The 12,771-nt window shown below is 71.5% G+C and carries 11 protein-coding genes; 6 read left to right on the forward strand and 5 right to left on the reverse strand.

The annotated features are described in order from the left end of the window. Positions 1 to 105 precede the first annotated feature (105 nt). From EAO77_RS14540 to EAO77_RS14565, 6 genes are all read left to right on the forward strand, one after another. Positions 106 to 384, forward strand: a complete 279-nt coding sequence (locus tag EAO77_RS14540; protein WP_147988398.1) for a YlxR family protein — start codon at positions 106 to 108, stop codon at positions 382 to 384. A gap of 153 nt (positions 385 to 537) precedes the next feature. Further along, positions 538 to 3,627: a translation initiation factor IF-2 gene (gene infB, locus EAO77_RS14545; protein WP_147988399.1), complete on the forward strand. Its 3,090-nt coding sequence runs from the start codon at positions 538 to 540 to the stop codon at positions 3,625 to 3,627. A gap of 134 nt (positions 3,628 to 3,761) precedes the next feature. Then, on the forward strand, positions 3,762 to 4,055 hold the full coding sequence (locus EAO77_RS14550; RefSeq protein WP_147988400.1) for a DUF503 domain-containing protein: 294 nt from the start codon (positions 3,762 to 3,764) through the stop codon (positions 4,053 to 4,055). A gap of 91 nt (positions 4,056 to 4,146) precedes the next feature. Continuing rightward, positions 4,147 to 4,584 (forward strand): 30S ribosome-binding factor RbfA, encoded by a 438-nt coding sequence (gene rbfA, locus EAO77_RS14555; RefSeq protein ID WP_147988401.1) that lies wholly within the window; start codon positions 4,147 to 4,149, stop codon positions 4,582 to 4,584. Beyond that, positions 4,581 to 5,480, forward strand: a complete 900-nt coding sequence (truB, locus tag EAO77_RS14560) for a tRNA pseudouridine(55) synthase TruB (RefSeq protein WP_147988402.1) — start codon at positions 4,581 to 4,583, stop codon at positions 5,478 to 5,480. The genes rbfA and truB overlap by 4 nt, the downstream gene beginning before the upstream one ends. A gap of 330 nt (positions 5,481 to 5,810) precedes the next feature. Continuing rightward, on the forward strand, positions 5,811 to 6,752 hold the full coding sequence (locus EAO77_RS14565) for a bifunctional riboflavin kinase/FAD synthetase (protein ID WP_147988403.1): 942 nt from the start codon (positions 5,811 to 5,813) through the stop codon (positions 6,750 to 6,752). 145 nt (positions 6,753 to 6,897) lie between these two features. Here EAO77_RS14565 and EAO77_RS14570 read toward each other — a convergent pair whose 3' ends face one another. Genes EAO77_RS14570 through EAO77_RS14590 form a run of 5 tightly spaced genes read right to left on the reverse strand, consistent with a single transcriptional unit; the run spans position 6,898 to position 12,729 of the window. Then, positions 6,898 to 7,872, reverse strand: coding sequence for an ABC transporter ATP-binding protein (locus tag EAO77_RS14570; protein ID WP_147989132.1), 975 nt, complete (start codon positions 7,870 to 7,872; stop codon positions 6,898 to 6,900). Between the two features lie 26 nt (positions 7,873 to 7,898). Further along, on the reverse strand, positions 7,899 to 8,873 hold the full coding sequence (locus tag EAO77_RS14575; protein ID WP_147988404.1) for an ABC transporter ATP-binding protein: 975 nt from the start codon (positions 8,871 to 8,873) through the stop codon (positions 7,899 to 7,901). Then, the gene (locus EAO77_RS14580; protein WP_147988405.1) at positions 8,870 to 9,799 is read right to left on the reverse strand and encodes an ABC transporter permease; all 930 of its coding nucleotides are present in this window, start codon (positions 9,797 to 9,799) and stop codon (positions 8,870 to 8,872) included. The genes EAO77_RS14575 and EAO77_RS14580 overlap by 4 nt, the downstream gene beginning before the upstream one ends. After that, a complete protein-coding gene (locus EAO77_RS14585) occupies positions 9,796 to 10,851 on the reverse strand; it encodes an ABC transporter permease (RefSeq protein WP_147988406.1) in 1,056 nt (351 codons plus the stop codon). The genes EAO77_RS14580 and EAO77_RS14585 overlap by 4 nt, the downstream gene beginning before the upstream one ends. A gap of 3 nt (positions 10,852 to 10,854) precedes the next feature. Beyond that, entirely contained in the window at positions 10,855 to 12,729 is a 1,875-nt protein-coding gene (locus tag EAO77_RS14590; protein WP_147988407.1) for an ABC transporter substrate-binding protein, read from the reverse strand. Positions 12,730 to 12,771 lie beyond the last annotated feature (42 nt).

A 12,771-nucleotide genomic window follows, 5' to 3' on the forward strand; every position in this document is an offset into this window, starting at 1 on the left:
CGCGGGACCCCGTTGCCGCAGGGCAGGGGCCGTGTGGATCAGGACAACAACCGTTCGATTCTTGCCCCAAAGGGGTGAGGTCGGTGCGGGGAGGTAGACTTAAGCGTGTCTGGCCGGACGCATGCCCGCGTGTGCCCTGAGCGAACCTGTGTGGGATGCCGGGTGCGAGCGGCCAAGGACGATCTGCTGCGCATCGTGGTGATCGGGAACGAGTGCGTCCCCGATGATCGCGGTACGCTGCCCGGCCGGGGTGCTTACGTGCATCCCGCCGTGGTCTGTCTCGACCAGGCGGTTCGCCGCAGGGCGTTCCCACGGGCCTTCAGGGTCCAGGGACCGCTCGACACCGCCGGTCTCCGGCGGCACGTCGAGCAGACGGCACAGTGAACGAAAGAGAAGTACGGCACGGGTCCCCGTGCGGTCAGGTACCTCGCGAGTCGGAAGTAGGTCGAGATTGCGATGAGCACTCGATGAGTACGCGATGAGTACGCCCATGAAGTAGCGACGGTCCGGCGGTAACCCGGACCTAAAAGGAGCGAAGTGGCTAAGGTCCGGGTATACGAACTCGCCAAGGAGTTCGGTGTGGAGAGCAAGGTCGTCATGGCCAAGCTCCAGGAACTCGGTGAATTCGTCCGTTCGGCGTCTTCGACGATCGAGGCGCCGGTTGTACGCAAGTTGACTGACGCGCTGCAGGGTCCCGGCGGCAACGCCGGCAAGACCGCAGCAAAGCCGGGCGCGCCTCGCAAGGCGACGCCCAAGCCCCCGACGCCCGCCGCGCCCTCTCCGGCGCAGGCGTCACGTCCCGCTGCCCCCAGGCCCGGCGCACCGGCTCCCAAGCCGGCCGCGGCGAGCGGTGGCACCCCCTCCGCGGCCCCGGCTCCGGGTCCGCGTCCCACTCCGGGCCCGAAGCCCGCACCGGCCAAGCCCGCTCCGGCGGCTCCGGTGCCCGCTGCCGAGTTCTCGGCTCCGGCCCCGGCTCAGCCCAGCACGCCGCAGGCCCCGCAGGCCCCCCAGGCCCCGCGTTCCGGTGCCACCCCCGGCCCCCGTCCGGCCGGCGGTCAGCGCCCGGCTCCGGGAGCCGGTCAGCGCGGCGAGCGTCCCGCCCGTCCCGGCGGCGCCTCCGGCGCCCCGCGTCCGGGTGCCCGTCCCGCGGGTCCCCGTCCGGGCAACAACCCCTTCACCTCCGGTGGTTCCACCGGCATGGCGCGCCCGCAGGCGCCCCGTCCCGGTGGCGGCCGTCCCGGCCCCGGTGGTCCCGGCGGCGCCCCCGGCGCCCCGCGTCCCCAGGGCGGTCCCGGCGGCGCTCCGCGTCCCCAGGGCCAGGGCGGCGCCCGTCCGACCCCCGGTGGCATGCCTCGTCCGCAGGCCCCGCGTCCCGGCGGCGGTCCCGCCGGAAACCGCCCGAACCCGGGCATGATGCCGCAGCGTCCTGCTGCCGGTCCCCGCCCCGGCGGCGGTCCCGGTGGCGGCGGCGGTCGCGGTCCCGGCGGCGGTGCCGGTCGTCCCGGCGGTGCCGGTCGTCCCGGTGGCGGCGGCGGCTTCGCCGGCCGTCCCGGCGGCGGTGGCGGTGGCGGCGGTCGTCCCGGTGGCGGCGGCGGCTTCGCCGGTCGTCCCGGTGGCGGCGGCCCCGGTGGCGGCGGCGGCTTCGGCGGCGGTCGTCCCGGCTTCGGCGGACGTCCGGGCGGCCCCGGCGGCCGTGGTGGCACGCAGGGTGCGTTCGGCCGTCCCGGCGGACCGGCCCGTCGTGGCCGCAAGTCGAAGCGGCAGAGGCGCCAGGAGTACGAGGCCATGCAGGCCCCGTCGGTCGGCGGCGTGATGCTGCCTCGCGGCAACGGCGAAGCCATTCGCCTGTCGCGCGGTGCGTCGCTCACCGACTTCGCGGAGAAGATCAACGCCAACCCGGCGTCGCTGGTCGCGGTCATGATGAACCTCGGCGAGATGGTCACCGCGACGCAGTCCGTCTCCGACGACACGCTGCAGATGCTCGGCGACGAGATGAACTACACCGTTCAGATCGTCAGCCCGGAGGAGGAGGACCGCGAGCTCCTCGAGTCCTTCGACATCGAGTTCGGCGAGGACGAGGGCGGCGAAGAGGCCCTGGTCTCCCGTCCGCCGGTCGTGACCGTCATGGGTCACGTCGACCACGGAAAGACCCGTCTCCTCGACGCGATCCGCAAGACGAACGTCGTCGCGGGCGAGGCCGGTGGCATCACCCAGCACATCGGTGCCTACCAGGTCTCGACCGAGGTCAACGGCGAGGACCGCGCGATCACCTTCATCGACACCCCGGGTCACGAGGCGTTCACCGCCATGCGTGCCCGTGGTGCGAAGTCGACCGACATCGCGATCCTCGTGGTGGCGGCCAACGACGGTGTGATGCCGCAGACGATCGAGGCGCTGAACCACGCCAAGGCGGCCGACGTGCCGATCGTGGTCGCGGTCAACAAGATCGACGTCGAGGGCGCCGACCCGACCAAGGTGCGCGGTCAGCTCACCGAGTTCGGTCTGGTGGCCGAGGAGTACGGCGGCGACACCATGTTCGTCGACATCTCCGCCAAGCAGGGTCTGAACATCGACTCCCTGCTGGAGGCCGTGGTCCTCACCGCGGACGCCTCGCTCGACCTGCGGGCCAACCCGGAGCAGGACGCGCAGGGCATCGCGATCGAGTCGCACCTCGACCGCGGTCGCGGCGCCGTCTCGACCGTCCTGGTCCAGCGCGGAACGCTGCGCATCGGCGACACCGTGGTGGTCGGCGACGCGTACGGCCGCGTCCGGGCGATGCTCGACGACAAGGGCAACAACGTCGAGGAGGCGACCCCGTCGACTCCCGTCCTGGTGCTCGGTCTCACCAACGTGCCGGGTGCCGGCGACAACCTCCTGGTGGTCGACGAGGACCGTACGGCCCGCCAGATCGCCGAGAAGCGCGCCGCGCGTGAGCGCAACGCCGCCTTCGCCAAGCGCACCCGCCGGGTGTCCCTCGAGGACCTCGACAAGGTGCTCAAGGCCGGTCTGGTCCAGGAACTCAACCTCATCATCAAGGGCGACGCGTCCGGTGCGGTCGAGGCTCTCGAGTCCTCGCTGCTCCAGCTCGACGTCGGTGAAGAGGTCGACATCCGGGTCCTGCACCGCGGTGTGGGTGCGGTCACCGAGTCCGACATCGACCTGGCGATGGGCTCCGACGCCATCGTCATCGGCTACAACGTCCGTGCGGCCGGCCGTGCCGCGCAGATGGCGGAGCGCGAGGGCGTCGACGTCCGCTACTACTCGGTGATCTACCAGGCCATCGAGGAGATCGAGGCGGCCCTGAAGGGTCTCCTCAAGCCGGAGTACGAAGAGGTCGAGCTCGGCACGGCGGAGATCCGCGAGGTCTTCCGCTCGTCGAAGCTGGGCAACATCGCGGGTGTTCTCATCCGCTCCGGCGAGGTCAAGCGGAACACCAAGGCGCGCCTCATCCGCGACGGCAAGGTCGTGGCGGAGAACCTCAACATCGAGGGTCTGCGCCGCTTCAAGGACGACGTCACCGAGATCCGCGAAGGCTTCGAGGGCGGTATCAACCTCGGAAACTTCAACGACATCAAGATCGACGACGTCATCGCGACGTACGAGATGCGCGAGAAGCCCCGCGGCTGACGCACACCTCACCGGGGCCGGTCGGCGGAAGTATTTCCGTCGATCGGCCCCGGCCGTTGCGTGTACCGTTCTGATGTTCCTGCCAAGCGCTGGCAGGCGTCATGAACCCGCACCGGCGGGACATCCGGACATACATGTATGTGGGGACACTCTCCTTCGACCTGCTTCTCGGCGACGTACGGTCGCTGAAGGAGAAGCGGTCGGTGATCCGCCCGATCGTCGCCGAACTCCAGCGGAAGTACGCGGTGAGTGCGGCCGAGACGGGGGACCAGGACCTCCACCGGCGGGCCGAGATCGGCCTCGCGGTGGTCTCCGGCGACACCGGGCACCTCTCCGAGGTGCTCGACCGGTGCGAGCGGCTCGTCGCCGCCCGGCCGGAAGTGGAACTGCTCTCGGTTCGACGCAGACTCCACGGCGACGAAGACTGAATGAGCGGCACCACGAGCAGCAGTACCGGTGGCAGCACCACGGGCAGTAGCAGTAGCAGCAGCAGGAACAGCAGCAAGAGGAGAAGGACCAGTGGCCGACAATGCGCGGGCGAAGAAGCTGGCGGACCTCATCCGGGAGGTGGTCGCCGAGAAGCTCCAGCGCGGCATCAAGGACCCTCGTCTGGGTACGCACGTGACCATCACGGACACGCGTGTCACCGGTGATCTGCGGGAGGCCACGGTCTTCTACACGGTCTACGGCGACGACGAGGACCGCGCCAGCGCGGCAGCCGGACTCCAGAGCGCCAAGGGCATCCTGCGTTCGGCGGTCGGGGCGGCGGCGGGCACCAAGTTCACGCCCACCCTGACCTTCGTGCCGGACGCGCTCCCGGAGAACGCCAAGACGATCGAGGACCTCCTCGACAAGGCACGGGAGTCGGACGCCAAGGTGCGCGAGGCGTCCTCCGGCGCCGCGTACGCCGGCGAGCCCGATCCGTACCGCAAGCCCGAGGACGAAGCCTCGGAATGACAGAGCGCACCCCCACGCCCGACGGCCTCGTCATCGTCGACAAGCCGTCGGGCTTCACTTCGCACGACGTCGTCGCCAAGATGCGCGGCATCGCGCGCACCCGCCGCGTCGGCCACGCGGGCACCCTCGACCCGATGGCCACCGGGGTCCTCGTCCTCGGCGTGGAGAAGGCCACCAAGCTCCTCGGCCACCTCGCGCTGACGGAGAAGGAGTACCTCGGCACCATCCGTCTGGGACAGAACACCGTCACGGACGACGCGGAGGGCGAGGTCACCTCCTCCGCCGACGCCTCCGCGGTCACCCGGGAGGGGATCGACGCGGGCGTCGCCGGGCTCACGGGCCGGATCATGCAGGTGCCGTCCAAGGTCAGCGCCATCAAGATCGACGGCAAGCGCTCGTACGCACGGGTGCGCGGCGGTGAGGAGTTCGACATCCCGGCACGGCCGGTGACCGTCTCGTCGTTCCGCGTGTACGACGTGCGGGAGGCCACCGCCGAGGACGGCACCCCCGTGGTCGACCTGGTCGTCTCCGTCGTCTGCTCCTCCGGCACCTACATCCGGGCCCTCGCCCGCGACCTCGGTGCGGGGCTCGGCGTCGGCGGCCACCTCACGGCCCTGCGACGCACCCGGGTCGGTCCGTACGGGATCGACGCGGCGAAGACGCTCGAAGGGCTCCAGGAGGAGCTGACCGTCATGCCGATCGCGGACGCGGCGGCCGCGGCGTTCGCCCGCTGGGACGTCGACGCCCGGCAGGCGAAGCTGCTGGCCAACGGCGTGCGGCTGGAGATGCCGCCGCAGGACCGGTCGCCGGTCGCCGTCTTCGGCCCCGACGGGCGCTTCCTCGCGCTGGTCGAGGAGCAGAAGGGCAAGGCGAAGAGCCTCGCGGTGTTCGCCTGAGGCGAGGCCGCCGTGGGCGGCCGGACCCGTCGCGTGCGGCGGCTCCCTCGTGGAACGGGCAGCTGTGCTGCCCGTTCCACGACCCCCCTCGTTTCCCCCACACCAGGTCTGTCCACCCGGCCGCCCGAATTCACCTCATCGTGCGGGCGCTCGGAGTCCCTGCGGGCGTGAAAGGGGGGCGCTTTCCGTCGGGGCCGGACACGGCGCCGGCTCGGGGCGGGGGAGCGCGGATCAGGAGCCGATGCCGACCGCGGAGGGCGGGCATGGCAGTCTTAGATCTGCGCAGTCGGTATCGGTATTCGGGAACAGTTCGGGCGAGGAGCGGTCACAGTGCAGCGCTGGCGTGGCTTGGAGTACATCCCCCAGGACTGGGGGCGCAGCGTCGTCACCATCGGTTCCTACGACGGGGTGCACCGCGGACACCAGCTGATCATCGGCCGTGCCGTGGAGAAGGCGCGCGAGCTGGGGGTGCCCGCCGTCGTCGTCACCTTCGACCCCCACCCCAGCGAGGTCGTCCGCCCCGGCAGCCACCCGCCGCTGCTCGCCCCGCACCACCGGCGCGCCGAACTGATGGAGGACCTGGGCGTCGACGCCGTGCTCGTCCTCCCCTTCACCGTCGAGTTCTCCAAGCTGTCGCCGGCCGACTTCGTCGTGAAGGTGCTGGTCGACAAGCTCCATGCCCGTGCGGTGATCGAGGGCCCCAACTTCCGCTTCGGACACCGGGCCGCGGGGAACGTCGACCTCCTGCGGGAACTGGGCACGACCTACGACTACGAGGTCGAGGTCATCGACCTCTTCGTCAGCGGCGAGGCGGGCGGCGGGGAGCCGTTCTCCTCGACCCTCACCCGCCGTCTCGTCGCCGAGGGCGACGTGACCGGAGCCGCGGAGATCCTCGGGCGGCCGCACCGGGTCGAGGGCGTCGTCGTGCGCGGCGCGCAGCGCGGCCGCGAGCTCGGGTTCCCCACGGCCAACGTGGAGACCCTGCCGCACACGGCCGTCCCCGCGGACGGGGTGTACGCGGGCTGGCTGACCGCCGACGGCGAGCGGATGCCGGCGGCGATCTCGGTGGGCACCAACCCGCAGTTCGACGGCACCGAGCGCACGGTGGAGGCGTACGCCATCGACCGGGTCGGGCTGGAGCTGTACGGGCTCCATGTGACGGTGGACTTCCTGGCGTACGTCCGCGGCCAGAAGAAGTTCGACTCGATCGAGGCGCTGCTGGTGGCGATGGGCGACGACGTGAAGTGCTGCCGCGAGCTGACGTCCGAGTAGCCGCCGGGGCTCCGGGGCGCGTCGGGCCGCGGTTCCCGGCCCCCGCCGGCCGGTGGCGGCGGCACCGCGCTGCCGCGCGGTGTCCTCGATCGCCGGACGGGCCGGGCACCCCCGGCCGGGCCGCCCGCCCGGCGAAACCGCCCCGCTACGCGGACCAGTGGCAGGCCACCTGGGCGGCCGTGGTGTGGGGAAGGACCGGGAGCGGCTTCGTGCGGCAGGCGTCCGCGACCCCCGCCCGCGCGGCCTCCCCCGAGGCCAGGATCTGGCAGCGGGCGTGGAAGCGGCAGCCCTCCGGGATGCGCGCGGGGTCCGGCGGCTCGCCCGTGAGGACGACCGGCGGCTTCCCGGACTCGGGCAGCACCGAGAGCAGCGCCTGCGTGTAGGGGTGCCGGGGCGCGGTGAGGACCTCCTCCACCGGACCCGACTCCACGATGCGTCCCAGGTACATGACCGCCACCCGGTCGGCGATGTTCCAGGCGAGCCCCAGGTCGTGGGTCACGACCAGCGCCGACAGCCCCAGCTCGTCGCGCAGGCGCAGCAGCAGCGCCAGGATCTCCCCGCGCACGGAGGCATCGAGGGAGGCCACCGGTTCGTCCGCCACGATCAGTTCGGGCTCCAGGACGAGCGCCCCGGCGATGACGACACGCTGCCGCTGCCCGCCGGAGAGTTCGTGCGGGTAGCGGAGGAAGAAGCGCTCCGGGGGCCGCAGGCCCGCCCGGGAGAGGGCCCCGGCGACGGCCTCGCGTTCGTCGCCCGTGTACCCGTGGATCCGCAGGCCCTCGGCGACGGCGTCGTAGACGGTGTGCCGGGGATTGAGGGAGCCGCTGGGGTCCTGGAGGACGAGCTGGACGCGCTTGCGGTACTTCTTCAGGGCGCGGCTGCCGTAGTCCAGCGGCGCGCCGCCGAAGGTGACCCGTCCGTCCGTGGGCGGCACCAGCCCCAGCAGGGAGCGGGCAAGGGTCGTCTTGCCGCAGCCGGACTCGCCGACCAGGGCGACTATCTCACCGGCGCCGATGTCCAGGTCCACGCCGTCCACGGCGCGGGCGGGCGGGGCGCCGCGCCGCCCGGGGAAGGTGACGTGCAGACCGGTGGCCGAGAGCAGGTCGGGAGTCCCGGTCACGGCGGCGCCCTTCTCGATGGATGCGGTCACGGCTGCTTCACCCCGGTCCCCACGTGGACGCAGGCCGCGCGGCGCAGGTCGCCGGCGGCCAGCAGGCTCTGGTCCTCGTGCGCGCAGCTGTCGAGCGCGACGGGGCAGCGGGGATGGAAGGTGCAGCCGCCCGGCAGGTCGGCCGGGTCCGGCGGGTCACCGGGCAGGCCGCGCGGCGCGCGGCGGGAGGCCGGATCGCCGATCCTCGGGAACGCGGCCGAAAGCGCCTGACCGTACGGGTGGCGGGCCGCGTCGTAGACCGCCCGCGCCGGACCCTCCTCGACCACGCGTCCCGCGTACATCACGGCGAGTTCGTCGCAGGTGTCGGCGAGGACGCCGAGGTCGTGACTGATCATCAGGAGGCTGATGTCCTTCTCGGCGACGAGCTGTTCGATGAGGCGCAGGATCTGCGCCTGGATCATCACGTCGAGCGCGGTCGTCGGCTCGTCCGCCACGATCAGCCGCGGGTCGCAGGCCAGCGCCATGGCGATCATGACGCGCTGCCGCTGTCCGCCGGACAGCTCGTGCGGGTAGGCGTCGGCGCGCGAGACCGGCAGCCCCACGTGCTGGAGCAGTTCGCCCACCCGGGCGCGGGCCGCAGCGGGGGTCGTGGTGCCGTGCAGCAGCATCGGCTCGGCGATCTGTTCCCCGACCCGGTGCACTGCGTTCAGCGAGTGCATCGCGCCCTGGAAGACGATGGACGCCCCCGCCCAGCGGACGGCCCGCAGCCGGCCCCACTTCATGGTGAGCACGTCCTCACCGTCCAGCAGGATCTCACCGGACAGCCGCGCGGACGCGGGCAGCAGGCGCAGCAGTGCGAGCGCCAGCGTGGACTTGCCGCAGCCGGACTCGCCGGCGATCCCCAGCTTGCGGCCCGCGGCGAGGGTCAGGTCCACGCCGCGCACGGCGGGCACCGCCGTGCGGCCGCTGCCGTATGTCACCTGCAGGTCCCTGACCTCCAGCACGCTCACCGCGCGACCCCCAGCTTCGGGTTGAGAACGGATTCGATGGCGCGTCCGCACAGGGTGAAGGCCAGGGCCACCAGGGCGATCGCGATCCCGGGAGGTGCCAGGTACCACCAGTGACCGGAGGAGACGGCGCCGGCCTCGCGGGCGTCCTGGAGCATGCCGCCCCAGGAGACGACCGTCGGGTCGCCGAGGCCGAGGAACGCCAGGGTCGCCTCGGTGAGGATGGCACTGGAGATGCCGAGGGTGGTCTGCGCGAGGACCAGCGGCATCACGTTCGGCAGGACGTGGCGGTTCATGATGTGCCCGTGCCCGCCGCCGAGCGCCCTCGCCCGTTCGATGTAGGGGCGGGACTCGACGGCGATGGTCTGGGCGCGGACCAGACGGGCCGTGGTGGGCCAGGTGGTGACGCCGATGGCCACGATGACGGTCCACATGCTGCGTGACATCACGGTCGCCAGGACGATGGCGAGCACCAGCGTCGGCATCACGAGGAACCAGTCGGTGATGCGCATGACGACGGTCGAGAACCAGCCGCCGTAGTGCCCGGAGACCACGCCGACCAGGGTGCCGATGGCGACCGACAGGGCCGCGGCCAGCAGCCCCACGGTCAGCGAGATGCGCGCGCCCCAGACCAGCAGACCGAGCAGCGACCGCCCGAACTGGTCGGTGCCGAGCGGGAACTCCCCGCTCGGACGCTCCAGGGCGCTGCCGGGGGCGTTGGTCACGCTCTGCACGTCGGAGCCGACCAGCAGCGGCGCGGTGAGCGCCACCAGGGCGATCAGCGCGAGGGCGCCCAGCCCGAAGAGGCCCGCCCGGTGGGTGCGGTACTCCGCCCAGAAGCGGGCGAGCGAGTGCCGCCTGCGCGCCCAGGCGAGGGAGCGGGCGGAGCGGGGGCTCCCGGCGGCCGGTGCGGCCGGTGTCGTCGTCATCGGCCCACCCGGGGATCGAGCAGCGGATACAGCAGGTCGGCGAGGAGGTTCATCACGATCATCGCTCCGGCGAAGACGACGAACAGGCCCTGCACCAGCGGCAGGTCCGGCACGCTCAGCGCCTGGTAGAACAGGCCGCCGAGACCGGGCCAGGAGAACACCGTCTCCACCAGGATCGAACCGGCGGCCACATGGCCGAGGTTGATGAAGACCATGGTCACGGTGGGCAGCAGCGCGTTCGGCACGGCGTGCCGGCGGCGGACGGCGTCGTCCCGCAGCCCCTTGGCCCGTGCGGTCGTCAGATAGTCGCTGCCCATCTCGTCGAGCAGCGAGGAACGCATCACCAGCAGGGTCTGCGCGTACCCGACCGCGACCAGGGTGATCACGGGCAGCACCATGTGGTGCGCCACGTCGAGCACATGGGCGAAACCGGTCTCGTCGCCGGACTCCATGCCACCGGTCGGGAACATGCCCGGGATCGGGCCGATCCCCACCGAGAAGGTGATGATGAGCAGCAGTCCCAGCCAGAAGGACGGCACCGACCACAGGGTCAGCGCCACACCGGTGTTGACCCGGTCGCCGAGGCTGCCGTGCCGCCACGCCGACCGGGTGCCCAGCCACAGGCCGATCGCCGAGTAGAGCAGGACGGCGACACCGGTCAGCAGCAGGGTGGCGGGCACCTTCTGCAGGATCAGGTCGCCCACCGGCGCTCGGAACTGGTACGACATGCCGAGGTCGCCGGTCAGGGCCTTGGCGCAGTAGTCCGTGAACTGCTGCCACAGCGGCTGGTCCAGTCCGAACTGACGGCGCAGCGTGGCCATCTGCTCCGCCGACGTCGGCACGCCGTGGGTCATGGCCTTGACCGGGTCGCCGGGGATGATCCGGAAGAGGAAGAAGCTGGTGACGAGCACGGCGATCAGGGAGACCGCCGCGCCGCCCAGCTTGGCCGCCGCATGGGCGAGATAGGCGCGTGCGCCGGCGCCGCTCGCGGCGCGGGCCTCGGGGGCCCGCGCCACGGCGGTCGTGGTGCCGGTGGTGCTCGTGGTGCTCATCGACTATTCACGGTCTTCCGCGGTGGAACGGCGCCGCATCGCGACGAAGACACCGGCGGCCGCGGCCAGGACGACGACCGCGCCGATCCCGATCACGATCCCCGTCGAGGAACCGCCGCCGGATCCGCCGCCGGAGCCGGCCGGCTCGGCCGACCACCAGCTCCAGTAGCCGTCCTGACCGTAGATGTTGCCCGCGGCCTCGGGCATCGTCGTGATGGACTTGATCTGGTCGGTACGGTACGCCTCGAGCGCGTTCGGGTACGCGAGGACGTTCATGTACGCCGTGTCGTAGAGCCGGGACTCCATCTTCTTGACCAGTTCGGTGCGCTTGGCCGGGTCGTACTCGGCGGCCTGCTGCGCGTACAGCTCGTCGAACTGCTTGTCGCAGATGAAGTTGTCCGTGGCGCCGGTGTCCTTCGGGGTGGCCGGCAGGGCCGCGCAGGTGTGGATCGACAGCACGAAGTCCGGGTCCGGGTTGACGGACCAGCCGTCGAACGCCAGGTCGTAGTCGCCCGCGAGCCACGGGTCGGAGACGTTGTCCAGGCACTCGACCTTCAGGCCGACGCCGAGCTCGCCCCACCACTCCTGGAGGTACTTGCCGATGGCCTTGTCGTTGGGGTCGGTGGCGTGGCACAGGATCCGGAAGTCGAGCGGCTTCCCGTCCTTTCCGGTGCGCTTGCCGTTCCCGTTCTTCTTGTAGCCCGCCTGGTCGAGCAGCTGCGCGGCCTTGGCGGGGTCGTAGCCGATCTTCTGCTCCGCCGACGGCTTCCAGAAGTACGAGGAGAAGCGCGGCGGGATGTATCCCTCGCCCTCGACGGCGTGGCCCTGGAAGACCTTGTCGACGATGGTCTTGCGGTCGGTGGCGTGGAACAGCGCCTTGCGCACGGCCGGGTCGAGCAGCGCCTTGTGGCCGTTGCCGAAGGTCTTGCCGTCCTTGGAACGGGCCCCGGGGTTGGTGGCCAGCGCGAAGAAGCGGCGGCCCGGCGCGTCGTTGACCTTGATGTTCTCGGCGCTCTTCAGCGCGTCGGCCTGGGCGGGCGTCAGGCCCTGGACGAAGGAGACCTCGCCCTTCTGGAGCGCGGCGACCGCGGCGTCACCGTCCTTGTAGTACTTGAAGACCAGCTCGTCGAACTTGGGCGCGCCGCGCCAGAAGTCCTTCTTGGGGGCGAGCTTCACGTACTGGTCGACCTTGAAGTCCGTGATGACGAACGGCCCGTTGCCGACGATCGGGAACTGCTTGTCGTTGTTGAAGGTGGAGAAGTCGCCGACCTTCTCCCACACGTGCTTCGGCACGATGGGCACGTCGAGCGCGGTCATCGTCGCCTGCGGCTTCTTCAGCCGGATGACCAGCGTCTTCGGGTCGGGTGCGGTGACCTTCTCGAAGTTGGCCGTGAAGCTGCCGTTGGCGGTCGCGGCGTCCGGGTCGGTCATCATCTTGTTGAAGGTCCAGGCGGCGTCCTCGGCCGTGGCCTTCTTCCCGTCCGACCAGGTGGAGTCGTCCCGGATGGTGTACGTCCAGGTCAGCTTGTCGGCGGACGGCTTCCACTCGGTCGCGAGACCGGGGACGGTGCGGCCGTCCTCGGGGTCGTAGTTCGTCAGGTACTCGTAGGTGAGCCGGTGGATCGAGGTGCTCAGCAGCCGGGACGCGAGGAACGGGCTCAGCGAGTCCACGCTCTGCGACACGGCGACGGTGAGCACGTTCTTGTCGTCGGCGGCCTGCGCCGGGGCGAGGGCCGCGGTGCGGTCCTGCGGCGCCGCCTGGGCGTGCGGGACGATCAGGCCCGCCAGCAGCAGCGCGGACGCGGCGGTGCCGGCGGCTGCGGTCCGCCGGAAGCGGGAACGGTGCAGGGCGGTGGGTGGTGGAGCCTCTGTGACCATGGGACGGTGACCTCGCGTCATGACTCGCTCGGAGAAGGCGGG

It is taken from the genome of Streptomyces sp. T39 (assembly GCF_008042045.1).
In the GTDB taxonomy this organism is placed as follows: domain Bacteria; phylum Actinomycetota; class Actinomycetes; order Streptomycetales; family Streptomycetaceae; genus Streptomyces.

What these genes read in the sequence shown, in the direction of transcription:
- EAO77_RS14550 (WP_147988400.1), top strand. Translation starts at nt 3,762, where the DNA reads ATGTATGTGGGGACACTCTCCTTCGACCTGCTTCTCGGCGACGTACGG.
- truB (WP_147988402.1), top strand. Translation starts at nt 4,581, where the DNA reads ATGACAGAGCGCACCCCCACGCCCGACGGCCTCGTCATCGTCGACAAG.
- EAO77_RS14580 (WP_147988405.1), bottom strand. Translation starts at nt 9,799, where the DNA reads ATGACGACGACACCGGCCGCACCGGCCGCCGGGAGCCCCCGCTCCGCC.
- EAO77_RS14585 (WP_147988406.1), bottom strand. Translation starts at nt 10,851, where the DNA reads ATGAGCACCACGAGCACCACCGGCACCACGACCGCCGTGGCGCGGGCC.
- EAO77_RS14590 (WP_147988407.1), bottom strand. Translation starts at nt 12,729, where the DNA reads ATGGTCACAGAGGCTCCACCACCCACCGCCCTGCACCGTTCCCGCTTC.